The following is a 24,461-nucleotide window of genomic DNA, read 5'->3' as shown; positions in this document are numbered from 1 at the left end:
AAGGAAAAATGGACCCAGTAACAATGATTTTGACGCTTGCACTGAAGAATCCGCAAGCCACTGCCGACGTCGTAAAGCATCAAACCGAGCCAGGGCAGGTGGACGCCCAGCAGCTGCGGTCAAGTGTTGCAGACTTCGCAATGCAGACGTTAAATTGTTATCACAAGACCGCTCGTTTTCGAGGAGTTTCAATTTTAGGCACGCCGTGGCGTCAACAGGCTATGTACGGCGCGAGTGGCTCGCTTGTCATGAGAATTAACTTTGAAGGTCTGTCCGGAAATCAGTATCAAATGGTTGTCGCCGCAATGGCAAAAGACCAAACATACAGGACCTTCGTCATTCAAGAAAATTCGGTGGTTCGGTACAATAGACATTGCGCTCTAGAGAATTGGACAGAAACATGAGTTTGAGGCCCTCAAGGCTTCGCAATTCTCTTATTAAAAAACCGGGCCAGCGTGGTAACGACGGCATTTTTTCGCGTACTGGGTTCGAGTAGTACAGGACCAGGGCCCGCAGTTCGAACGCTTTATAGACGGTGCTATCAAGAGTCTGGATAAAGACGGGCGCATCGCAAAGCTGTGCCTGGGATCACGGCTGGTATGCTTTCAGCTTGCCAACCCGTTTTTCGCCCCCATCTGTTTCCGATGAACGACCGCGCCCCACTCGAGCAGCTCCGCCACGACTTCCACCCGGCCGTAGCGCGCTGGTTCGCCGCCAGTTTCCCTTGCGCGACCGAAGCCCAGCTGCGCGCCTGGCCGCTGATCCAGGCCGGCCGGCCAACGCTCGTCGCCGCCCCAACCGGCTCCGGCAAGACGCTCACCGCTTTCCTGGCCGCGATCGACGCCCTGGTGCGCGAGAGCGAAGACGGCGCGCTGCCGGATGCGACCCAGGTGCTGTATGTCTCGCCGCTCAAAGCCCTGTCGAACGACATCCGCGTCAACCTGCAAGGCCCGCTCGAAGGGATCGGCGCCGAGCTGGCCGCACTTGGCATGCGCCCGCACGGCATCCGCACCGCCGTGCGTACCGGCGACACCACCACTGCCGAGCGCAACGCGATGCGCAAACGCGCCCCGCACATCCTGGTCTCGACACCGGAGTCGCTATATGTGCTGCTCGGCTCGGACAGCGGGCGCGCCATGCTCTCCACGGTGCGCACCGTGATCGTCGACGAGATCCATGCGGTGGCCGGCAGCAAGCGAGGCAGCCACCTGGCGCTCAGCCTGGAGCGGCTCGACGCGCTGTGCGGGCGGCGCACGGTGCGCATCGGCTTGTCGGCCACGCAAAAGCCGCTGTCGCTGGTGGCGGATTTCCTGGTCGGGCGCGCCGGCGGCGACTGCGCCGTGGTCGACGTCGGCCACATCCGCGCGCGCGACCTGGCGCTCGAACTGCCGCCGGTGCCGCTGGAAGCGGTGCTGCCGAACGAGGTATGGGAACGGGTCTACGACCGCATGATGGAGCTCGTTGTCCTGCACCGGACCACGCTCATTTTTGTGAACACCCGGCGCATGGCCGAGCGCGTCGCGCGTCACCTGGGCGACCGGCTGGGGAGCGAACACGTGGCCGCGCACCACGGAAGCCTGGCCAAGGAATACCGGCTCGAGGCCGAGCAGCGCCTGAAGCGCGGCGACCTGCAGGTGCTGGTGGCCACTGCTTCGCTGGAACTGGGCATCGACATCGGCGACGTGGACCTGGTCTGCCAGGTCGGCTCGCCCCGGAATATCGCCGCCTTCTTGCAGCGCGTCGGGCGCTCGGGCCACCAGGTCGGCGGCACGCCCAAGGGGCGGCTGTTCCCGACCTCGCGCGACGACCTGATCGAATGCACGGCCCTGCTCGACTGCGTGCGGCGCGGCGAACTCGATCTGCTGCGCATCCCGCGCGCGCCGCTCGACGTACTGGCCCAGCAGATCGTGGCCGAAGTGGCCTGCCAGGAATGGGGCGAGGACGCCCTGTTCGCCCTGGTCCGCAACGCCGCGCCGTACGCAGGGCTGGAGCGCAAGCAGTACGACGCGCTCTTGCGCATGCTGGCCGAGGGCTACACCACGCGCAATGGCGTGCGCGGCGCCTACATCCACCGCGACGCCGCCACCCAGTCGCTGCGCGGGCGCCGCGGCGGCAAGCTCGCCGCCGTCACCTCGGGCGGCACGATTCCGGAAAACGCCGACTACACGGTATTGCTGGAGCCGGCGGGCCTCTCGGTCGGTACCGTCAACGAGGATTTCGCCGTCGAGAGCCTGGCCGGCGACGTTTTCCAGCTCGGGAATACCTCCTACCGCATCATGAAGGTCGAAGCGGGCAAGGTGCGGGTCGAAGACGCCGGCGGCGCCGCGCCGAATATCCCGTTCTGGCATGGCGAAGCACCCGGTCGCAGCGACGAACTGTCGATGGGCGTGGCGCGCCTGCGCGGCGAAATCGAAACACAGCTGGCGAAGAGCTCCGGCGAAGCTGCACTCATTCTCGCCGTCGACTGGCTGATCGAGCACCTCGGCCTGAACGAAGATGCGGCGCGCCAGATCGTCGACTATCTTGCCCGTTCGCGCGCGGCCCTCTCCGCGCTGCCGACCCACGACACGCTGGTGATGGAGCGCTTCTTCGACGAGTCGGGCGGCATGCAGCTGGTGCTGCACAGCCCTTACGGAAGCCGCATCAATCGCGCCTGGGGCCTGGCGCTGCGCAAGCGCTTCTGCCGCACCTTCAACTTCGAGCTGCAGGCCGCAGCTACCGAAGACGCGATCATCCTGTCGCTCTCGACCAGCCACAGCTTCCCGCTCGACGAAGTCTGGCGCTATCTAAAATCCGCCACTGCCGAACCGATCCTGGTCCAGGCGCTGCTGGACGCACCTTTGTTCAATGTGCGCTGGCGCTGGAACGCGACCACCGCGCTGGCCTTGCCGCGCTTTGCCGGCGGGCGCAAAGTGGCGCCCCAGCTGCAGCGCATGAAGAGCGACGACCTGCTGGCCTCGATCTTCCCGGATGGCGCGGCCTGCCTTGAAAACATCGTCGGCGAACGCGAGCTGCCGGACCACCCGCTGGTCGCCCAGACCCTGGACGATTGCCTGCACGAGGCGATGGACAGCGAAGGCTGGCTGGCGCTCTTGCGCAGGATCGAGTCTGGCAGCATCAAGCTGGTCGCGCGCGACCTGCCGGCGCCCTCGCCGCTGGCGGCCGAGATCCTCAATGCCCGTCCCTACGCCTTCCTCGACGACGCGCCGCTGGAAGAGCGCCGTACCCAGGCCGTGATCAACCGGCGCTGGAGCGATCCGGCGACGACCGACGACATGGGCGCGCTCGACCTCGACGCGATCGCCGGCGTGGCCGAGGAAGCCTGGCCTGCTGCCCGCAACAGCGACGAGGTGCAGGAAGCGCTGGTGGCGCTGGCCCTCATCACGCAGGACGAAGCGCGCGCCCGCGAAGGCTGGCCGCTGTGGCTGGAAGAGCTGGCCGAAGCCGGCCGCGCCACGCGCGTGCGCGGCGCTGGGCTGAACGCCTGGGTCGCCCTGGAGCGGCTCGACTGCGTGCTGGCGGTCTATCCCGGCGCCGATGTCACGCCGGCCTTGAGCATCCCCGACAGCCACCGCGGCAACGACGGCGCCGCCTGGACCCGCGACGACGCCCTGCTCGACATCGTGCGTGCGCGGCTGAGCGGCTTCGGGCCGCAGCCGCTGCACCGCATCTCTGCCGACCTGGCCCTGCCGCAAAGCGCGGTGGCGATTGCACTCGGCGCCCTGGAGGCCCAGGGTTATGTGATGCGCGGACGCTTCACGCCCGGCGCCGAGGAAGAAGAATGGTGCGAACGGCACCTGCTGGCCAGGATTCACCGCTACACCATCAAGCGGCTGCGGCGCGAAATCGAACCGGTCGAGATCCGGGATTTCATGCGCTTCCTGTTCGACTGGCAGCACCTGACCGAGGACACGCAATGGCAGGGACAGGAGGCGCTGCCGCTGCTCCTGAACCTGCTCGAAGGCTACGAGGCGGCCGCCGGCGCTTGGGAAGCGGACGTGCTGGGCCTGCGCATGCGCGACTATTCGATGCTCTGGCTGGACGACTTGTGCCGCGCCGGCAAAACCGTCTGGAGCCGCATCGACGCGCCGCGCACCGCTGCCGGCGGCCCGGTGCGCGGCACGCCGATCGTGCTGCTGCCGCGGCGCCAGGTGGCGCTTTGGCATGCGCTGCCGCTGCCCGCGGGCCCGCCGGAGATTTCGCCGCGCGCGGCCAAGGTACTGGACGCGCTGCGGCGCGACGGCGCCATGTTCTTCGATGAGCTGCAGTTCGATGCGCGCATGATGCCGGTCGAGCTCGAGACGGCGCTGGGCGAGCTGGTGGCCACTGGCCTGGTCAACGCCGACAGCTTCGCCGGCCTGCGCGCGATGCTGCTCCCGGCGAGTAAGCGCGCCAGCAACGACAAGAAGCGCCGCCGCGGCGCCGGGCCGACCATGGAAGAAGCGGGCCGCTGGGCGCTGGTGCGGCGCGCCGATCCGCTGCCCGAGGACCCGGCCACGCCGCCACGGCGCCGCAAGCTCGACCCGGAGACGCTCGACTACGTCGCCATGACGCTGCTGCGCCGCTACGGCGTCATGTTCTGGCGCCTGCTCGAACGCGAGGCGGCTTGGATGCCGTCCTGGCGCGAGCTGCTGCCGGTCTACCACCGGCTGGAGGCGCGCGGCGAAATCCGCGGCGGGCGTTTCGTGGCCGGCTTCTCGGGCGAGCAGTTCGCGCTGCCGGAAGCCATTCCCCTGCTGCGCGAGGTGCGGCGCCGGCCGCTGGACGGCTCGCTCGTGTGCATCTCCGGCGTCGACCCGCTCAATTTGTGCGGCACTTTGCTGCCGGGCGAGAAGGTGCCGGCGCTGGGGGCAAACCGGATCCTGTTCCGGGATGGGGTGCCGGTGGCGACGGTGGTGGCGGGGAAGATTGCGTATCTGGTGGAGCCGGGGCTGGATCGGGATGTGCTGCATGGGCGGCTGGTGGGGCGGCATTATTAGCAGGCCCTGAGGTGCTGAATGCGCGTGCCTTTGTTCTGCCGTCGTACCGCCGCACCACGCACGAGCGCCGGCAAAGCTACGGCGCCAACAAGGCCCCCTGCGCTGCGCCAACAACGGCCGCGCTGAGCTCCTCGAGCAAACCCGACGCCGCCCTCGCATGCTGCCAGTACAGCGGCACATCGAGCGGCGTGTCCGCCACCAGCTCCACCAGCGAACCGTCCGCCAGATACGGCGCGATGAGCGCCTGCGGGTGCATCCCCCACCCCATCCCCGCCAGCGCCGCCGCAACAAACGCTTCGGTCGACGGCAAGGTATGGCGCGGCAGCGCGACGTGGCGGTGGCACAGGCGCCGCGCCCAGCGCGCCTGCAGCTCGTCCTTCGTGTTGAACTCGAGGCTGGGCGCCTGCGCCAGGCTGCCCGCCCCCACGCCGTCGGCAAAAAAGCGTTGCACGAAGGCCGGGCTGGCCGCGGCGAGATAGCGCATCGAGCCCAGCGCGCGGCTGTTGCAGCCCGAGGCCGGCCGCGCCACGCCGGTGACGGCCGCCACCACCGCGCCGCTGCGCAGCCATTCGCTGGTGTGGTCCTGGTCGTCGACCGCCACTTCCATCAGCACCGGGCGGCTGGCGGCGAAGGCGGCAATCGCCGGCGCCAGCCAGGTCGCGAGGCTGTCGGCATTGACCGCGATCGGCAGCGCGACCCGCACCAGTCCCTCCGGATCGAGCCCCGGCAGCGCGTCCTGCAGATCCTGTTCGAGCAGGCGCACGTGGTCGACGTGCTGGCACAGGCGGCGCCCGGTTGGCGTCGGCAGGCAGGGCTGGCCGCGCACGACCAGCGCGCAGCCGACGCGTTCCTCCAGCTGGCGGATGCGCTGCGAGATCGCCGACGGCGTCACGTGCAGCGCGCTTGCCGCCCGTTCGAAGCTGCCCTCGCGCACGACGGCGGCCAGGGCCGACAAAGCAGCGTAGTCGAGCATGGGATTAGTTTTACTTAAGTGGGGAAAGAAAAGATAGTTTGCCTTCATCGTGGCCCGCTGACAAGATGCCCGCATGAATCCTGCTTCCTCCTTCCCGGTCTTCCTGCAAGGCCTCGCGCTCGGCTTTGGGCTGATCGTCGCCATCGGCGCCCAGAACGCCTTCGTCCTGCGCCAGGGCCTGCGCCGCGAGCACGTCGGCAGCGTGGTCGCGTTCTGCGCCCTGGCCGATGCGCTCCTGATCGGCGCCGGCGTGTTCGGCATGGCCGGGGCGCTCGGCCAGAGTCCGGGCCTGGCGCGCGCACTGGCCCTGGCCGGTGCCGTTTTCCTCGCCGTCTATGGCTGGCGCGCACTCCAACGCGCCCGCCACCCGGCCCGGCTGGAAGCTGCGGCCGGCGCCATGCGCCTGGGCCGCGGCGACGTGCTCGCGCAAGCCGCCGCCTTCACCTTGCTCAATCCGCACGTCTACCTTGACACGGTGCTGCTGGTGGGAAGCATCGGCGCCCAGCAGCCGGCCATCCTGCGCGGCTGGTTCGTGGCGGGCGCCAGCGTGGCGAGCCTGTGCTGGTTCAGCCTGCTGGGTTTCGGCTCACGCCGGCTAGCGCCCCTGTTTGCCCGTCCGCGCGCCTGGCGGCTGCTCGACGCCCTGATCGGCTTGACCATGTTCGTGCTGTGCGCCATGCTGGTGCGGCACGCCTTCCACGCCAATTGAGGAGTCCGCATGTACATCCGGCAGGATCACCAGCTGAACGAGCTCGACGCGATGCATGCGCTGGTCGATGCGCACGCCCTCGGCGCCTGGGTGCTGCAGGCAGAAGACGGCCTGGTGGCCAACCACCTTCCCTTTCTGCTGGAACGCGGCAGGGGCCCGCATGGGACGCTGATCGGCCACGTGGCGCGCGCCAACCCCGTCTGGCAATCGCTCGGCGCGGGCCTCCCCTCGCTGGTAATGTTCCAGGGGCCGCAAGCCTATATCACCCCGAACTGGATGTCGGGCAAGCGCGAACACGGCAAGGTCGTACCGACCTGGGACTACGCGGTGGTGCACGTCCATGGCGTGGCACGCGCGGTCGAGGACCCGGCCTGGCTCATGTACATGCTCGAGCGCCTGACCCAGGCGCAGGAGGCAAGCCAGGCCGCGCCCTGGGCGATTGGCGACGCCCCGCCTGCCTACATCGACAAGCTGCGGCGCGCGATCGTCGGCATCGAGATCCGGATCGACCGGATCGAGGGTAAACGCAAGGCCAGCCAGGACCCGGGTGTGCGTGCGCAAGTGGGCGCGATCAAAGGACTGCGCGGCCTGCTTTCCGCCTGACACGGCGATGGTGTGTCGTGGCGCAAGCGTCCTGCCGGGCCCGGGAACCAATGATCGCTCGGCAGCGTCGAACCCGGACGCCAACCACCCGCACAGCGCCATGGACCGGACCGAAGCAGAGCGCATCACCGCAACGACGCTGGGCGCCGGGCCGCGCCCCCTGCTCGGCCTGCGCGAGACCGTCGCCCTGATCGTCGGCGTCGTCATCGGCGCCGGCATCTTCAAGGCGCCGGCCATCGTCGCGGGCCTGTCGGGCAGCGCCGAAGGCATGTTCGGCATGTGGATCCTGGGCGGCCTGGTGTCGCTGGCCGGCGCGCTCTGCTACGCGGAACTGGCCACCTCCTGCGCCCATCCCGGCGGCGACTACCACTTCCTGCGCCGCGCCTATGGCCGTCCGGTGGCCTTCCTCTTTGGCTGGGCGCGCTTTTCCGTGATCACCACCGGTTCCATCGCCCTGCTCGCCTTCGTATTCGGCGACTACATGCAGCAAGCCTGGCCCCTGCCCGGCGTGGCGAGCGCCTGGGGCGCCCCGGCTTATGCCTTCGGCGTGATCGCCGTCCTCTCGCTGGTCAACCTGCGCGGCCTGCGCAGCGGCGCCCTCACCCAGAGCTGGCTGACCCTGGCCGAAGTCGGCGGCCTGCTCCTGATCGCCGGCGCGGCCGCCCTGTTCGCCGGTCCCGGGCCCGCCCAGCCTCCGCCCGCGGTGGCCGGCCCGGTCTCTTTCGGCATGGCCATGGTCTTCGTGTTGCTGACCTATGGCGGCTGGAACGAGGCCGCCTATATCAGCGCCGAGGTGCGCGACGGCCCGCGCAACATGGTGCGCGCACTCATGCTGTCGATCCTGATCATCACGACCCTCTACCTGCTGGTCACCTGGGCCTGCTGGAAAACCCTCGGCATGCAGGGCATGGCCGCCTCCGAAACGCTGGCCGCCGACGTCATGCGCAAGACCCTGGGCAGCGGCGGCGAAAAGGCGATGTCGCTGCTGGTGGCGGTGTCGGCGCTGACCTCGATCAACGCCACCATGATCGTGGGCGCGCGCTCGGGCTATGCCATGGGCTGCGACTGGCGCCGCCTGCGCCGCCTGGCCCACTGGGACGGCGAGCGCGGCACGCCGGCCGCCGCCATGCTGGTGCAAGGCGTGGCCGCGCTGCTGCTGGTGCTGCTGGGCGCGCTGTTCGGCGGCGGCTTCAAGGCCATGGTCGAATTCACCGCGCCCGTGTTCTGGCTGTTCTTCCTGCTTGCGGGCCTGTCGCTGTTCGTGCTGCGCCGGCGCGAACCGGGCCTGGCGCGCCCCTACAAGGTGCCGCTGTTTCCCGTGCTGCCGCTCCTGTTTTGCGCCACCTGCGCCTGGATGCTGTATTCGAGCCTGTCGTATGTCTACAGCCAGTCGCTCGGCGGCCTGAACGCCGCCTGGATCGGCGTGGCCGTGCTCGCCGTCGGGCTGCTGCTCATGCCCTGGCTGGGCGGACATCCCGAGCCCGAACCCTGATCCGGCGCCCGTCAACCCACCAAGGAGAATGTCGATGACTTCGCTACCTCGCCGCCATACCCTGACCCGACTCGGCGCCGGCGCCGCCGGATTGCTGCTGCCTTCGGCCGCCGTGCTGGCCCAGCCGGCTGCGGTCACGCAGTCGCTCGACGTGCCCTATGTGCCCACGCCCCCGGAAGTGGTCGAACGCATGCTCAAGATGGCGAAGGTCGGCAAGAACGACGTCCTCTTCGACCTCGGCTGCGGCGACGGGCGCATCGTGGTGACGGCGGCCAAAACCCATGGCGCGCGCGGCACCGGCATCGACCTCGATCCCGAGCGCATCCGCGAGGCGCGCAAGAATGCCGAGCAGGCCGGCGTGGCCGACAAGGTCAGCTTCAAGGTGGCCGACCTGTTCGAGACCGACGTCTCGGCCGCCTCGGTCGTCACGCTCTACCTGCTGCCGAACGTCAATACCCGGCTGCGGCCCCAGCTGTGGAAACAGCTGAAGGTGGGTTCGCGCGTGGTCTCGCACGCCTTCGACATGGGGCCGGAGTGGCCGCCCGAGAAAACCGACAGCGTCGACGGGCGCACGATTTATTACTGGACCATCAAACCGGCGCAGAAGCGGGCCGTCAAGACTTGACCGGGGCCGCGAACTCTCAGTGCTCGAACTCGCCGCGCGGCCGGTACGCCCGGTGGCAGAGCCCCTGGTCTCGCCCGATGCATGCGCCGCGGCAGACCGCCTGTACCGAGGCCAACCATTGCGTCACGGTAGCGGGCATCGTGCTATCGTCCCCTGACCGGCCGCCGCGCCGGCCCATCAGGAGACGAGATGTTCGGGACACTGGTCCGCTCACTGCTGATCGCCTGCTTCTTCTGGCCCACCTTCGTTGCGCCGGCGGCTCCCCTGCGCGTGGTCATGGACCAGAACTACCCGCCCTACGCCTACCGCAATGCCGAAGGCCGGCTCGAAGGCTATACGGTCGACCTGTGGCGGCTGTGGCAGCACAAGAGCGGGCTGCCGGTCGAGCTCATTCCGGCGCTGCCGATGATCGAACAAGGCCGCGCCAACGTCGTCGAGGGCGACGCGCTGGACGATAATTGGTTGGGGCTCGCCCTGGCCTCGCCGCGCCATGCCGGGCTGCTGGTGCAGGTGCTGGTCGTGCTGGCGGCGCTGGTGGTCTTGCTCGCTGCCTGGCTGGCCTCGGTGCGGCGTGCGGTGCGCGTCCGCACGCGTGCCCTCGCGCGCGAACGGGCGCAGCTGCGCACGCTCGTCGAAAGCAGTCCCGACCTGGTCTGGCTGAAGGACCGCGAGGGCGTCTACCAGGCCTGCAATGCCCGGACGGCAGCCGTCTTCGGCAAGGCGCGCGAGGAGATCCTCGGCAAGCGCGACGCCGATTTGTTCGCACCGGCGACCGCGCAAGGTTTTGCGCGCGACGACGCCGCCGTCCTGCGCGCCGGCGGGCCCATCACCTTCGAGGAAGGCGCGCCGCCCGGCCGCTACGAGCGCCACGTGTTCGAGACCATCAAGACGCCGGTGACCCAGCTCGATGGCACCGTGCTCGGCGTGATGGGGGTGGCACGCGACATCACCGAGCGGCGCGACCAGGAAAGCACGATCCGCGAACAGGAGCGCCTGCTCGCGGAGATGAGCAACCTGGCCCAGATCGGCGCCTGGGAAATCGAGCTGGCCACCGACGCCTTCCACTGGACCGAGGAGCTGGAACGCATCTACGAGATTCCCGCCGGCCTGCCGGTCACGCCTGCCACCTGCACCGCCTGCTACGACGACGAGAACCGCGCCCTGATCGGCCGCACCCTTGACGCCGCCGCGCGCGAAGGCCGGCCCTTCACGATCGAACTCGAGATGGTCAGCGGCGCCGGCAAGCGCAAATGGGTGCGCTCGATCTGCAGCGCCGTGATGGAAAACGGCCGCCCGGTGAAGCTGCGCGGCACGGTGCAGGACGTGACGCAGCGGCGCGACCTCGAGGAATCGATGCGCATGGCGAACCTGATCTACCAGACCAGCCTGGAAGCGATCGTCGTCACCGACGAAGCGAACCTGATCGTCGACGCCAACCCAGCCTTCACGCGCCAGACCGGCTACGAATTGCAGGACGTCTGCGGCACCCGGCCGGCGCTGTTCGATTCGAGCATGCACGACGGCTGCTTCTACGCGCGCCTCTGGCAGGACCTGCTGGCGAACGACCACTGGGAAGGAGAGATCCTCGACCGCAACCAGGACGGCTCGTTCACGGCGAAATACGTCGACATCCGCATCATCCGCCATGGCGATGGGCGCGTGCACCGCCACGTGGTCCAGTTCCACGACATCAGCGAGCAAAAGAAGAAGGATGAACTGATCTGGCGCCAGACCAATTTCGACGCCCTGACCGGCCTGCCGAACCGGCGCCTCTTCCTCGACCGCCTCGAGCAGGACCTGAAAAAAGCCGGCGGCGCCAACCAGGTTCTGGGCGTGCTGCTGCTCGACCTGGACCGCTTCAAGGACATCAACGACAGCTATGGCCACGCCAAGGGCGACGCCGCGCTGGTCGAACTCACGCGCCGCCTGGCCGACAGCGTGGCCGAAGACGCGACCATCGCTCGCCTGAGCGGCAACATGTTCGCGCTGGTGGTCAGCCAATTCGACGGCCGGCGCCACCTGGAGACCACCGCCGACGCCATCATCGGGGCGATTGCCGCGCCGCTCGAACTCGCCCCCGGTGCGGTCGCTTATGTGTCGGCCAGCGTCGGCATCAGCGTCTTCCCGGACGACGGCGCCGACGCGGCGGAACTGGTACGCAATGCCGAGCAGGCCGTGTACCTGGCCAAGGGCGCCGGGCGCGGGCGCTTCCAGTACTTCACGCCGGCCCTGCAGCAGCATGCGCGCGACAAGCTCGCGCTGACCAACGACCTGCGCGCGGCGCTCGCACGCAAGCAGCTGCAGGTGCACTACCAGCCGATCGTCGAGACGACCACCGACCGCATCCGCAAGGCCGAAACCCTGCTGCGCTGGCAGCACCACGAACTTGGCATGATCAGCCCGGCGCGCTTCATTCCGCTGGCCGAGGAAGCGGGCCTGATCCACGAGATCGGCGAGTGGGTGCTGCAGGAAGCCATCGCCAGCGTCGAGCGCTGGCAGCGCGTGTATGGGGTCCGGGTCGAGCTCTCCGTGAACGTCTCGCCGATGCAGTTCGAGCAGCACGCGAAGCTGCCCTGGCTGGACCGGATCGTGAACGCCGGCCTGCCGCCCAACAGCATCACCGTCGAAATCACGGAAGGCGTGCTGGTAAGCGACGCCGAGCAGGTCACGCGCTGCCTGGACGCCCTGCACGGCGCCGGCGCCCGGGTCTCGATCGACGATTTCGGCACAGGCTTTTCCTCGCTCTCCTACCTCAAGCATTTCGACGTCGACTACCTGAAGATCGACCAGTCCTTCATCAACAACCTGCTTGACGACGGCAGCGACCGCGCCCTGACCGAGGCCATCGTCGACCTGGCGCACCGGCTCGGCATCGAAGCGATCGCCGAAGGCGTCGAAACGGCCGCCCAGCGCGACATCCTGGCCGCCCTCGGCTGCGACTACATCCAGGGCTATTACTTTTCGCCGGCGGTACCGCGCGATGCTTTCGAGCGCTTTCTGGAAGGGCACCCCTTCGACCCTGACAGGCGCCGCGATTTTTCCGATCACGTATGATGAGGTCCCCATCCATCGACAAGGGGCCGCGCATGCGCGCTGCATAGCGATTGACGCGCGAGGCGAAGGTTCCGCCAAGGAGACGACATGAGCATCGAAAGCAGCCAGGACGACTTGCGCGATACCCAGTTGCGCGCCGACGCCCTCGACTACCACCGCAGCCCCGTGCGCGGCAAGATCGAGGTGGTGGCCACCAAGCCGCTGTCGAACCAGCGCGACCTGTCGCTGGCCTATTCGCCGGGCGTGGCCTATGCCTGCGAAGAAATCGCCGCCAACCCGGCCATGGCGGCCGAGTACACCTCGCGCGGCAACCTGGTGGCCGTGATCACCAACGGTACCGCCGTCCTCGGCCTCGGGAATATCGGGCCGCTGGCCTCGAAGCCCGTCATGGAGGGCAAAGGCTGCCTGTTCAAGAAATTCGCCGGGGTCGACGTGTTCGACCTCGAACTCGACGAACTGGACCCGGACAAGCTGGTCGACGCGATCGCGATGCTCGAACCCACCGTCGGCGGCATCAATCTGGAGGACATCAAGGCGCCCGAATGCTTCTACATCGAGAAGCAGCTGCGCGAACGGATGAACATCCCCGTCTTCCATGACGACCAGCACGGCACGGCGATCATCTCGAGCGCCGCCCTGCTCAATGCCTTGAAAGTGGTGGGCAAGGACATCGGCAGCGTCAAGCTGGCCGCCAGCGGCGCGGGCGCCGCCGCCATTGCCTGCCTCGACATGATGGTCAGCCTGGGCGTGAAGCGCGAGAACATCTACGTGGTCGACTCGAAGGGCGTCATTTTCGCCGGTCGCGAAGCCAACATGGAAGCGAACAAGGCGCGCTACGCCCAGGAGACGAACGCGCGCAGCCTGGCCGACATCGTGCAGGGTGCCGACGTCTTCCTGGGCTGCTCGACCGCGGGCGTGCTCTCGGCCGAGATGGTCAAGACCATGGCGCGCCAGCCGGTGATCCTGGCGCTGGCCAATCCTGAGCCGGAAATCCGGCCGGAAGTGGCACGCGCGGCACGGCCCGACTGCATCATCGCCACCGGCCGCTCGGACTATCCGAACCAGGTCAACAACGTGCTGTGCTTCCCCTACATCTTCCGCGGCGCCCTCGATTGCGGCGCCACACGCATCACCGAGGAGATGAAGCTGGCCTGCGTCTCGGCCATTGCCGACCTGGCCGAACGGGAGGCCAACGATGCCGTGGCCGCGGTGTACGCCGGCGAAGACCTGCGCTTCGGTCCCGACTACATCATCCCGAAACCGTTCGACCCGCGCCTCATGGCGGCGATTGCGCCGGCGGTGGCCATCGCGGCCGAACAATCGGGGGTCGCCGCGCGCCCCATCACGGACATGGCGGCCTACCGCGAGCGCCTGGCCGAAATGATCTATCACACGGGCTTCTTCATGAAGCCGGTGTTCGCCCAGGCCAAAGCCAATCCGCGCCGCGTGGCCTATGCCGAGGCGAACGACGCGCGCGTGCTGCGCGCCGTGCAGACCGTGGTCGACAGCGGCCTGGCGCAGCCGGTGCTGATCGGCCAGGCGTCCGAGGTGGCCGAGGCGATCAAACACAATGGCCTGCGCCTGCGCGAAGGCGCCGACTACACGCTGGTCGAGGCCGTTGGGGACACCACGCTGCAGGGCGCGCAGATGCTGGCCTCGGGCGAGGTCGACGCCCTCATTTGCGGCATGCGCGGCAGCTACGACAGCCACCTGGCGCACGTGAAGGACGTGATCGGCATGGCGCCGGGCGCCAGGGTGCTGGCCGCGATGAATGCGCTAGTGCTCGACAAGCTGACCCTGTTCATCACCGACACCTATGTCAACGACAGTCCCTCCGCCGAGGAGCTGGCGGCCATCACGCGCCTGGCGGCGGCCGAACTGCGCCAGTTCGGGCTGGAGCCGAAGGTAGCGCTGCTGTCGCATTCGACGGCCGGTGCCTCGGAGCGCCCGTCGGCCCGCAAGATGCGCGAGGCGCGTGCAGTGCTGGCGGCGTCCGACCCGCACCTGGCGGTGATCGGCGAGGTGCATGGCGACGCCGCCCTGTCCGAGGAAATCCGCCAGGTCTACCTGCCCGACGCAGGTTTCGCCGGCAGCGCCAACCTCCTGGTTATGCCCTCGCTGGACGCCGCCAACATCACCTTCAATATTTTGAAAGTCTCGTCGGGCAAGGGCGTGACGGTTGGCCCGATCCTGCTCGGGGCGGCCAAGCCGGTGCACATTTTGAGCCCCAGCGCGACCGTGCGCCGGATCGTCAACATGACGGCGCTGGCGGTGGCTGGCGTGCGCTAGGGCCGGCTGAACCGGCGGCCAGAGACGTGACCGCCGCCGGCTCCACTTGCGTTCCCCCTGGTTCCGGCCGTTTGCGAAGGAAGTCACTGCGGCATGCATATATTGATTAGGTGCAATAACCGGCGCATAATCGTATTTGCAAAAACAGCAATTCTCCCGATGGTTTGATTCTGTCATGTCAAAGGTGCCTGCATGTCGACTGGATTTAGTTCCGCAATCGCGGTACCACTCCCCGCGCAATCGCGCATTTATGAGGTTTATCCATCCGTGCACCTGGCCGATGCCTTTGCCATCGAACTCCCGGTTGGCGCGACGCGTGATCCCGATGCCCTGGCGCGCTTCATTTTCGCGCACCAGCCAGCCTGGATCCGTGTGCTCACCCGTCTGCGCGACCTGATCGTCGCCGGTTTCGGCCTGAAGACCACACGTGAACTGGCGACACTCGGCGCCACTGCCCAGCCAGAGCGCGTCGGCATCTTCAAGGTCTACAGCACGACCGAGCGCGAGATCGTGGTGGGCGAAGACGACAAGCATCTCGATTTCAGGGTGTCGGTGCTGTGCTCCGGCACCCGGTTGACGCTCTCCACGGTCGTCCACTGCCATAACCTGCTGGGACGCGTTTACCTGTTCGTCATCGCGCCCTTCCACCGCATGGTGGTCAAGGCGAGCCTGGGCCGGGCGGCGCGGATCGGCTGGCCGCGCGCGGATGCGCATGCCGCGTGATGAACCCCGGTGTTAATTCCCTGATCGAGAAAGAGAATATGTCCAGAGCCGTATTCAGTGCCAAAGTATTCGCCGTATATGTCTTTATTGTCGGTGCAGCCCTGGTGATCGCCCCGAATATCCTGCTTCCCTTATTTCAGATTCCCGAAACCTCGGAAGTCTGGATTCGCGTGGCGGGGGTTCTCGCCTTTAATATCGGCGTGTATGTCTGGGTCAGCGCCGGCTACAAGCCCTTTCTCCAGGCGTCCGTCTACACGCGGTACTCGTTCTTCCTGGCCGTTACGGTGTTCGCCCTCCTCGGCATTGTCACGCCGATGATTATCCTGTTTGGCCTGATCGATCTGGCAGGCGGCATGTGGACCCAATGGGCGTTGAAGGCGGATGCGCGGCCGGTCGGCATTGGCCAGCGAGGCGTGAGCAGCGCGGCGAATTGATGGACTACCTGATCGGCCTCGCCCTGGCCCTGTGCACAGCGGCGTGCTTCGCCGGTTTTGACCGCGAGCGGGTGTTCTATCCGACGATGCTGATCGTGATCGCAAGCTACTACATCCTGTTCGCGGCGATGGGCGGCAGCCAGCGGGCGCTGGCCGTCGAATCGATCGTCGCCGCCGCTTTCCTGGCCGTCGCGGTCATCGGTTTCCGGCGCAATCTCTGGCTGGTCGTAGCCGCCCTTGCCGCGCACGGCGTGTTCGACTTCGCGCACGGCCATCTGATCGACAATGCCGGCGTGCCCGGATGGTGGCCAGCGTTTTGCCTGGCCTTCGACCTGGCCGCGGCCCTGTGGCTCGGCGCGCTGCTGGTCAAGCGCGCCGGCGCCGCGTTCAGCAAGCCTTGAGGCGTTTGCTCCACAGCTGCCCGCCCCAAAGCGCCGCCATTCCCACCCCTGTCCATGCCAGTACCGACACCGCCGTCGCCGAGCCGTGGAAGCCCACCACGTCTGCCAGCGCGACCTTGTCGATATTCACGCTGGTGTAGAGCCCGACCAGGAACAGCGCAAAAAAGGTGCGCGCGCTGCCGCTGGCGCGCCCCAGCAGGCTCGCCAGGCTCGACAGCGCGAATACGCCGGCCAGCACCGCGGCGGCCCGCAACGGCGCGTCCGCAGCCAGGCGCACCGCCGCCACGCCGGTAAACATCAGTCCCAGTAAAAAGGTAGCACCGAGCTGGCGCCCGTAGCGGCCGCTGTCACCCCCTGGGACGGCCGCGCCGAGACCCGCGCAGCCGGCCTCGCCATCGCGTACCGCAAGGTCGCTCACGAGCAGGCCCCAGAATGCGACGCAGGCCAGCACCAGCGGCGCCAGCAGGGGCGCGTCCAGGCTCGAGGCCAGTACCTGGGTCAGCAGCAGTGCGGCCACCGCAGACGGGGTCGCGGCCAGCGTCAGCGCCACGTCGGCCAGCGCCCGGCCCGCGCCGCCTGGCAAGCGCGCCGACAGCTTGAACAGCGGCTGCGCCAGCCGTCCCAGTGGACGCAGCCAGCCGTCAAGCAGCGCCAGCGGCGAACGGCGGCGGCGCGCCCTCGCCGGCTTGACCCGGTCGGTCGAATAACGATGGAACAGGCGCAGCGCGGCCAGCAGCGGCAGCAGGGCCAGTACGGCGCCGAGGGCACGCAACCACACCAGTCCGGCGGTCCAGGGCGCGTCCGGCAGCGTGAGCACGGGCATCTTGGGATCGAAGTCGGCGATGCCGAGCATCATGCTGCTCGTATCCACATGCGGTGCCAGCGCGGCCACGATCGCACTCATGCCGGAAAAATCGACCGGGATCGCGCCCGCAGCATCAGTCCCGCCGCTGCCGGTGACCATTCCCATCTGCGCCGCCCAGAGCAGGAAGTACAGCAGGTCGCCGGCCTTGCCCATCAGCGGCGCCCAGCTGTCGCACAGGGCCGCGCAGGCCGCGGTGAACAAGATCATCGGTCCCAGCACCAGCACCCAGGTCTGCAGGTAGACCAGCAGTTGAATCGGGCCTTCTCCGCGCACGGCATGGCACAGCAGCACCGTCGCCAGGGAAGCACCGGCCAGCGCCGACATGTAGAGCACGCCGCCGCACCAGCGCGCCAGCACGAACAGCGCCCCGCCCGCGGGGCTGGCACCGATCACGCCGCCAAGGCCGCTGCGCTGGTCCTCGGCCATGCGTCCGCGCAGCAGGTAAAAGCCGGCCAGCCCGAACAGCAAAGTCAGCTGGGAAGCGGTGCCCAGCGCCAGCGCCGCACTGGTGTAGCGCACCCGCGCACCATCGATGCCGATCAGCGTGTGGCCGTCAGCCGGGTCGCAGATCATGAGCCAGCTCAGGGCGACGACGGCCAGCAGCACGACCAGGGTGGCCGGGCGCCGCAGCCGGATGCGCGCTTCCAGCAAGGCCAGGGTCCAGGCGGCGCGCTTCTCGAACGAGGCCATCATGCCGCCTCCCGCACCGCATAGCGCTGCGCCATCAGCGCTTCTTCCAAGGTCGGTTCGGACAACTGCGCGCCGCGGCAAGGCTTGCCAGCATGGGCGATGCGCAGCGCCATCCGCTCGCCTTGGCGCAGCGCCTGCAGCACGTGGGTGGTCGAGCGCAGGACCTCGTACTCGCCGGCGTCGACCGTGGCCGACCAGACCTGGCCGCGCGCGCGGCCGAGGATCTCGCCGGGCGTATCGCAGGCGACCAGGCGGCCGCTGCGCATGATCGCGATGCGGCCGGCGATGCTCTCGACGTCGGACACGATATGGGTCGAAATGATGACCAGCTTGTTGAAGCCCAGTTCCGCCAGCAGGTTGCGAAAGCGCAGCCGCTCTTCCGGATCGAGCCCCGCGGTCGGCTCGTCGACCACCAGGATGTCCGGATCGTTCAGCAAGGCCTGGGCGATGCCGAGGCGGCGCAGCATCCCGCCCGAAAACGTGCTGGCAGGACGGCGCGCCTGTTCGTGCAGGTTCACCAGTTCGAGCAGGCGCGCGATGCGCCCCGGGTCGCGCACGCCCTTGAGCGCCGCGAAATACTGCATGAATTCGAGCGCCGACACGTTGCGGTAGACGCCGAAGTCCTGCGGCAGGTAGCCCAGGCGGCGCCGGATCGCTTCCGGCTGCGCCTCTATGTCGACGCCATCGAACAGGATCCGGCCGCTGCTCGGCTTGGCCAGGGTCGCGATCATCTGCATCAGGGTGGTTTTACCGGCGCCGTTGTGGCCGATCAGGCCGACCACGCCGGGTTCCAGGCGCAGCGACAGGTCGGCCACGGCCGTGACTTGCGGTCCGAAGCGTTTGGTGACGTTCTGCAGTTCCAGCATGGCGATGTCCTCGAGCGGGAGTGGGAATGAAGCCACTCTAGACGAGCATCCCGGCGGCAAGGCGTCGAATGCGACAGGCTGCCGATCCGTCGGGATGAAGCGCTGCGCGATGAATGCAAGTCCGCGCGGCTGACCTGGAAAATGCGATTGCGAGAACTTGGCTCGCCGGCTCTTGTCACGCAGCAGCTTCAGAAAGCGCTGTGGTAGTGCAATTGCAGCGAGCGCGCCTTCGCCTGGTCCCAATTGAAGGTATCCGACTGCAGCTGCAGGCGCAGATTCCCGGCCTCCAGGCCGAAGCCGGCACTGTCGAAGCGTGTCTCTACATTACCGTGCAGCGTCAACCAGCCGAAACGGTGCGACACCGACAGCGTCGGAATAGTTTCGCCCGCATAGCGCGCCACATGCAGGCTGACGCCCAGGTCCTGGCCCTGGTAGGCAAGCGCTGCGGCGGTATAGCGCGGTATGCGGAAGCTGCGCTCGAGCTGGCGTTTGCGGCCGCTCAGCAGCGGCCGGTAGTTGACGTAGCCGTTTCCATCGAAGGATTTGACGTCCGAGTTGAGCGACTCGGTATTGACCGGCAGGTTCTTCCAGCGCAGCCGGCTGGCGACGTCGTCGGCCTGCAGGCGCAGGGTCCAGGCGTCGAGCAGGGGCAGTGTGGCAGCCAGCGACAGTCCGGCGCCGGTCGCGCCTGGCGTCTCTTTCATGAACGGATAAGTCATGCGGCTGTCGGCGTCGGTATGGTCGACCCCGAAGCCGTAGTTGTCCTCCGGCAGGAGCTCGAGCGTGCCGCGCACCCTGCGCTCGCGCAACACCTGTTTTCCGTAGGCGGCGCCGTTGAGCTCAATGGAGCTGGCGCGTCCGGCAATGCGCGGGCCGGAAAACGTGTAGCCGACGCGCAGGCCCTGAGCACGCCAGAAGAAGTAATCGCCGCGCAAAACGAAACTGGCCGGTGGCCCCGGTTTTTGCTTCCGCTGGTACAGATAGTAAGCGTCCAGGCTGTCGCGGTCGGTCGTCAGGTAGGCATCCTGACGTACTTCCACGCCCACGCGCCAGCGGTTTTTCTCCACCCCGACCGCGGCGCGGCTGCGCATCAGCGCGGTGTTGCGCCCGGCGCGCGGCGAATACGTGGTCCACTCGCCGTCGATCTGGTCGATCGGTACTGGATCGCTCGCTTGCCATGCCGAGATATCGGTATAGACTTTCCAGTCCTCTGGCACCGGCGCGTCCGTGGTGTGCGCGCAGGCCGCACCGCAGGCAAGCGCGCCGGTTAACAAAATTGTTCGCATTGTCTTCAACGATAAAAAAAAAAGCCCGGCGCGGTGCGCCAGGCTTGAACGGGCAAGCCCGCCTTGGATTACTTCAGCGACTCGGTGGCGCCGTCGCTGTAGGTAACGATGCCGCTGCCCAGGTCAACCGAGGCGGTGACGACACCGTCCTTGGTCACCTGCACGAGTGCGGTCCGGTCGCTGAACGAGAAGGCGACGCCTTCGGCGCTCGACACCTTCACCAGCGGATGGCGTTCGCCACGCTTGGCCGTTGAGCTCGCGTTGACCACAGAGGTGCCATCGCGGTACTGGGCGCTGAGGTCGACGCTGTCCACACCGGTGCGGGTCGCGCCCACCGTCAGGCTCAGCGTCGGCCGGTTCGGCACCGACAGCACGCCGCCGAGTTCCACCGTGTCAGCGACGAAGTTCGTATCGGACTCCTCCAGGGCGGCGTCGTAGTTCTCGTAATTGGCGCGGTTGATCGCGACCTTGCCGCTGAAGACGGTGGCGTCCTTGTGCTTGAGCGAACCGTCGAACGAAAGTTTTGTCGGCATGTGCGTGGTCTTGCTCTTGTCCTGCTTGTGGCCCGAGACGCGCACGGTGCCGTCCACCGTGGTGGCGCCGACGCTGCCGCGCATCGTCACTTGCAGCTCGTTGGCGGCGTTGGCCGTGACCCTCGAACCGCCCTGCTCCATTGCCACGCGCAGGAAGGAGCTGTCGTCGATCTCCACGGTGCCCGCCGAGATGTTCCCCTTCACCGCGCTGACCGAGGCACCGAACTTGTACAGCACGATGCCGCCAGCTTCCTCGGTACGCGCCGCTTTGAGCGACCAGGATTCATAATCGCTCTGGAACACACCGTTTTCCAGCCTGCCCGGCATGAGGCCGTTGACAGCCAGCTGCGTGATCGTGGCGCCGCTACGTGCAAAGACCATGCTGCCCGAGTAAATGCCGCCGAGTGGCTGCGCTACGGTCGTGTTCGATACATTACTGACGTAGACGTACTGGTATTCCCGACGCTGCAAGGCGACCGAATAGGCGAACTCGGTCGCGCTGCCTGCCTTCGGCTCGATCTTGAGAACGCGTTCCGCGTACGGCAACACATATCCCGTATTCGAATACTGAAGATTACCCAAGTCGACAAGATAAACAGTGCAGCTCATGCTGAGAGGGCTCGGCGTGATCTGGCAGACACCGTCGCCGCGGCCGAAGCTCATGTACTGTGGCGCCGTATATTCCTGGGCCAGCTCCTGGTTCCAGACGTTGAACTTTGTACCAATGGTCGGATCGGCGCGATAGCGATCGAGGCGGTCGAGCGCGTTCAGGGCCAGCGATGCAAGGCCCGAGGCATGGTTGCCCATTGGCGCGATTGCCCCATTCAGGTCAGCCGCGATGGCGTCGGCAGTCGTACGGAAAGCATCGCCTTCATTGAGCGAATTGAGGTTCGTGCGCAGGCTGCCGAACAAGGCCTTGGTCGCCTCGAGCGGCGGCAGCACCGCGCCCGGGGTCTGGCCTGGCACGGTGGCGCCTGGGTTCAGTGCCGGAATCCCGACCACCCTGGTCTTGCCGGTGCGGTTGACCTTCGGATCCGCCGCAACCGACTGGATCGCAGCGGTGAACTGTGCCAGGCGGTTCTGCTCAAGGGCAGGCTGGCCGTCTTTGGTCGTGACCGAGCCCGCCAGCCTGGTCACCACGCACGAAATACGCTCGCCCGGGGTGCTCTGGCCGCAATCGGCCGTGACGGTATTGCCCATCTTCGAAATCGCTGCCAGGGCCAGGCTCTGGTTCTTCTCGTCTTCGCTGGCGCTTTCCACTGCCGCGCTGTTCGAGTTGACCGGCTTGACTGTCTCCGGATCGAAGCCGAGCAGGCTGCGCACGCTGGCCTTGGCCTGCGCGACTGCCTGGCGCGGCAGTTTGCCGTCGGCAGTTTCCGCGGTACGCGCTACCATTTCGGTCAACGGCGAAACGGTGCCGACGTAAGGACCGGCGGCATTCTCCGCCAGCGTCACGACGTTGCGCAGCTTCAGGCTTTCCGGCAGCGGCAGATCGGTACCGGTGACTTCATCGGCCATGACCGCGCCAGGCGCGGCGCTCACTTCGATAATGAAATTCAGGATCGAGGCCGGCACTTCCAGTTTATAGCTGCCGTCAGCGCTGGTGGTGGCGGTGGCGATGGCCGCCGCAGTGCGCACGCCTTGGGCGTCGATCGTATAAATGCTTACTTTGGCGCCCTTGATCAGGCCCTTGGCCGCAGTGCCTTGCACGACGCGCTGCGCAACCGGGGTTGCTTGCGCGCTATCCCCAGTACCGCTACCGCTGCCACCACCGCATCCTGCCAATGCCACTGCCATTGCAATGGCGCCCGTCTTTAGAACCAGTCCGTTAATTCGTTGCATAGTATTCCAGTAAATCCCGTTTTGTTCGCCCAGTAATGGGGCGTATTTATTAATCTTCAAAAAATTGCCGCAACGCAATTTTAGTTGAAGCGGCCGACTTATTGCAACGGAAAATTGAACAATGAGGAAAACCGGCCGCGAAAATAAGACACTCGCAATTCCGAAGTAACCAAAATGGGGCACGACGCCCCGCATTTCATTCGGCGAGAACACATACAGCGCCGCCAAATGATATTCAATCGGCGGGCACTGCAAATGGCGCGGATTAATGTGAGAAAGTGTGAGTTTATTGAAATCGACAGCGATGATAATATTCACCTGCCGCCGATATCGGCGATAGAAAGGGCCTGGAGTTTTATTTACACCAAACCGGCCAAGTGTCATCCCGGTGCTTTAACACGGCAATAGGCTGGCCATATATATAGTCGCGCAATGCAGTCCGATCGACCCTGTTCTTTCCTGATCGACCGCCACCTGGCGTGGGCCTAGGCGAAAAAAAAGCCCGTGTCGGACACGGGCTTGGAGGACACCAGAACCGGCTTACACCAGTCCGGTCAGGTAATACACGGCGATCACGAAGAACACGGCCAGCGTCTTGATGACGGTGACGGCGAAAATCTCCTTGTACGACTGCTTGTGCGTCAGGCCAGTGACGGCGAGCAGCGTGATGACGGCGCCGTTGTGCGGCAGCGTATCCATGCCGCCGCTGGCCATGGCCACCACGCGGTGCAGCACCTCGAGAGGGATCTGCGCCGCGTTCGCGCCTGCGATGAACAGGTCCGACATCGCGGCCAGCGCAATGCTCATGCCGCCCGAAGCGGAACCCGTGATGCCGGCCAGCGAACTGACCGAGACCGCCGCATTGATCAACGGGTCGGGGATGCTTTTCAGCGCATTGCCGACCACGACGAAGCCCGGCAGCGCGGCGATCACGCCGCCGAAACCGTATTCCGAGGCCGTGTTCATGGCAGCGAGCAGCGCGCCGCCGACGGCTGCTTTCGAGCCGGCCGCGAAGCGGTCCTTGATGCGGTTGAAGGCGGTGGCGACGACGAACAGGATACCGAGCAGCAGCGCGCCCTGCACCGCCCAGATGGCGACCACGGTCTTGATCGGCGTGGTGATCGGGGCTTTCAGGCCCGGCAGGATATCGGGCGCCACCGTGAACGACGCGCCATACCATTCGGGGATCATCTTGGTCAGCACGAAGTTGGCGACGCCGACGACGATCAAAGGCAGCAGTGCCAGCAGGGGATTGGGCAGCGAGGTGTTTTCCACGCGATCGGGCTCGTTGACCAGGGTCGTGCCATAGCCTTCGCCGGCGGCCATCGCGGCGCGGCGGCGCCATTCGAGGTAGCTCAGGCCGACCACGATCATGAAGATGGAGCCGATCGTGCCCAGGATCGGAGCGGCCCAGGAAGTCGTCTCGAAGAAGGTGGTGGGGATGATGTTCTGGATCTGCGGGGTGCCCGGCAGCGAATCCATCGTGAACGAAAACGCGCCCAGCGCCAGCGCGCCCGGCATCAAACGCTTCGGAATATTGCTTTGACGGTAGAGTTCAGCCGCGAAGGGATAAACCGCGAACACGACCACGAACAGCGACACGCCGCCATAGGTCAGCAGCGCGCACACCGCGACGATGACGGCGTTCGCGCGCGAGCGGCCGATGTATTTCATGGCGGCGGCCACGATCGACTCCGAAAAGCCGGACAGTTCGATCAGCTTGCCGAACACGGCGCCGAGCATGAAGACCGGGAAGTAGAGCTTGACGAAGCCGACCATCTTTTCCATGAAGATGCCGGAAAAGACGGGCGCCACGGCCGAGGGATCGGTCAGCAGCACCGCGCCGAGGGCTGCGATCGGTGCGAACAGGATGACGCTGTAGCCGCGGTAGGCGGCGAACATCAGGAAGGCCAGGGCGGCGAGAACAATCAAAAATGACAAAGGTGCTCCTCTTCTCTTTATGTGCCGGTCGCGTGGTGCGGACCGGCGGTTTTGCTGTTCCCCCACGTACGGCGGCATGCCGACACATGGGGCGCGCGTGGGCCGGCCGGGGCCGGCCATCCGCGAGCGCATGATTATTGGGGATCGTTGACGTAT

17 protein-coding genes are annotated in these 24,461 nt (G+C 66.7%); 11 read left to right on the top strand and 6 right to left on the bottom strand.

Annotation, left to right across the window (positions count from 1 at the left end):
- The first annotated feature begins 8 nt into the window (after window positions 1–8).
- Together NMB41_RS11650 and NMB41_RS11645 are read left to right on the top strand one after the other, a co-directional pair.
- Window positions 9–404, top strand: coding sequence for a hypothetical protein (locus NMB41_RS11650; RefSeq protein ID WP_494382605.1), 396 nt, complete (start codon window positions 9–11; stop codon window positions 402–404).
- 240 nt (window positions 405–644) lie between these two features.
- Entirely contained in the window at window positions 645–4,979 is a 4,335-nt protein-coding gene (locus NMB41_RS11645) for a DEAD/DEAH box helicase (RefSeq protein WP_494382604.1), read from the top strand.
- Between the two features lie 76 nt (window positions 4,980–5,055).
- Here the strand turns inward: NMB41_RS11645 and NMB41_RS11640 are convergent, their stop codons facing one another.
- Window positions 5,056–5,952 carry a LysR family transcriptional regulator ArgP gene (locus tag NMB41_RS11640; RefSeq protein WP_494382603.1) on the bottom strand — a complete coding sequence of 299 codons (897 nt, stop codon included), beginning with the start codon at window positions 5,950–5,952 and terminating at the stop codon, window positions 5,056–5,058.
- Between the two features lie 73 nt (window positions 5,953–6,025).
- Here NMB41_RS11640 and NMB41_RS11635 point away from each other — a divergent pair, with 73 nt between their 5' ends.
- From NMB41_RS11635 to NMB41_RS11595, 9 genes are all read left to right on the top strand, one after another.
- Window positions 6,026–6,661, top strand: a complete 636-nt coding sequence (locus NMB41_RS11635; protein WP_494382602.1) for a LysE/ArgO family amino acid transporter — start codon at window positions 6,026–6,028, stop codon at window positions 6,659–6,661.
- A gap of 9 nt (window positions 6,662–6,670) precedes the next feature.
- Complete coding sequence (locus NMB41_RS11630; protein WP_494382601.1) at window positions 6,671–7,264, top strand: FMN-binding negative transcriptional regulator; 594 nt, start codon at window positions 6,671–6,673, stop codon at window positions 7,262–7,264.
- A 100-nt stretch (window positions 7,265–7,364) separates the two neighbouring features.
- Entirely contained in the window at window positions 7,365–8,756 is a 1,392-nt protein-coding gene (locus NMB41_RS11625) for an APC family permease (RefSeq protein WP_494382600.1), read from the top strand.
- A gap of 34 nt (window positions 8,757–8,790) precedes the next feature.
- Window positions 8,791–9,381 carry an SAM-dependent methyltransferase gene (locus tag NMB41_RS11620; protein ID WP_494382599.1) on the top strand — a complete coding sequence of 197 codons (591 nt, stop codon included), beginning with the start codon at window positions 8,791–8,793 and terminating at the stop codon, window positions 9,379–9,381.
- Window positions 9,382–9,570: 189 nt separating this feature from the next.
- Window positions 9,571–12,435, top strand: a complete 2,865-nt coding sequence (locus NMB41_RS11615; RefSeq protein WP_494382598.1) for a sensor domain-containing protein — start codon at window positions 9,571–9,573, stop codon at window positions 12,433–12,435.
- Between the two features lie 87 nt (window positions 12,436–12,522).
- On the top strand, window positions 12,523–14,724 hold the full coding sequence (locus NMB41_RS11610) for an NADP-dependent malic enzyme (protein WP_494382597.1): 2,202 nt from the start codon (window positions 12,523–12,525) through the stop codon (window positions 14,722–14,724).
- 192 nt (window positions 14,725–14,916) lie between these two features.
- Complete coding sequence (locus NMB41_RS11605) at window positions 14,917–15,447, top strand: DUF2867 domain-containing protein (protein ID WP_494382596.1); 531 nt, start codon at window positions 14,917–14,919, stop codon at window positions 15,445–15,447.
- Window positions 15,444–15,881, top strand: a complete 438-nt coding sequence (locus tag NMB41_RS11600) for a hypothetical protein (RefSeq protein ID WP_494382595.1) — start codon at window positions 15,444–15,446, stop codon at window positions 15,879–15,881. Before NMB41_RS11605 ends, NMB41_RS11600 begins: the two co-directional genes overlap by 4 nt.
- Window positions 15,881–16,282 carry a hypothetical protein gene (locus NMB41_RS11595; protein WP_494382594.1) on the top strand — a complete coding sequence of 134 codons (402 nt, stop codon included), beginning with the start codon at window positions 15,881–15,883 and terminating at the stop codon, window positions 16,280–16,282. The genes NMB41_RS11600 and NMB41_RS11595 overlap by 1 nt, the downstream gene beginning before the upstream one ends.
- Here NMB41_RS11595 and NMB41_RS11590 read toward each other — a convergent pair.
- The 5 genes from NMB41_RS11590 to NMB41_RS11570 all read right to left on the bottom strand — a co-directional run bounded on the left by NMB41_RS11590 (window position 16,269) and on the right by NMB41_RS11570 (window position 24,305).
- Window positions 16,269–17,840, bottom strand: a complete 1,572-nt coding sequence (locus tag NMB41_RS11590; RefSeq protein ID WP_494382593.1) for a hypothetical protein — start codon at window positions 17,838–17,840, stop codon at window positions 16,269–16,271. The two genes, NMB41_RS11595 and NMB41_RS11590, sit on opposite strands and share 14 nt — an antisense overlap.
- Complete coding sequence (locus NMB41_RS11585; RefSeq protein WP_494382592.1) at window positions 17,837–18,703, bottom strand: ABC transporter ATP-binding protein; 867 nt, start codon at window positions 18,701–18,703, stop codon at window positions 17,837–17,839. The genes NMB41_RS11590 and NMB41_RS11585 overlap by 4 nt, the downstream gene beginning before the upstream one ends.
- 188 nt (window positions 18,704–18,891) lie before the next feature.
- On the bottom strand, window positions 18,892–19,989 hold the full coding sequence (locus tag NMB41_RS11580) for a hypothetical protein (protein WP_494382591.1): 1,098 nt from the start codon (window positions 19,987–19,989) through the stop codon (window positions 18,892–18,894).
- Window positions 19,990–20,057: 68 nt separating this feature from the next.
- Window positions 20,058–22,232 carry a hypothetical protein gene (locus NMB41_RS11575; protein WP_494382590.1) on the bottom strand — a complete coding sequence of 725 codons (2,175 nt, stop codon included), beginning with the start codon at window positions 22,230–22,232 and terminating at the stop codon, window positions 20,058–20,060.
- A 672-nt stretch (window positions 22,233–22,904) separates the two neighbouring features.
- Entirely contained in the window at window positions 22,905–24,305 is a 1,401-nt protein-coding gene (locus NMB41_RS11570; RefSeq protein ID WP_494382589.1) for a GntP family permease, read from the bottom strand.
- Window positions 24,306–24,461: the final 156 nt, after the last annotated feature.

Source organism: Massilia sp. FBCC-B171, from assembly GCF_059134155.1.
The sequence above is the reverse complement of the archived record's forward strand: the minus strand, read 5'-3'. Positions and strand labels throughout refer to the sequence as shown.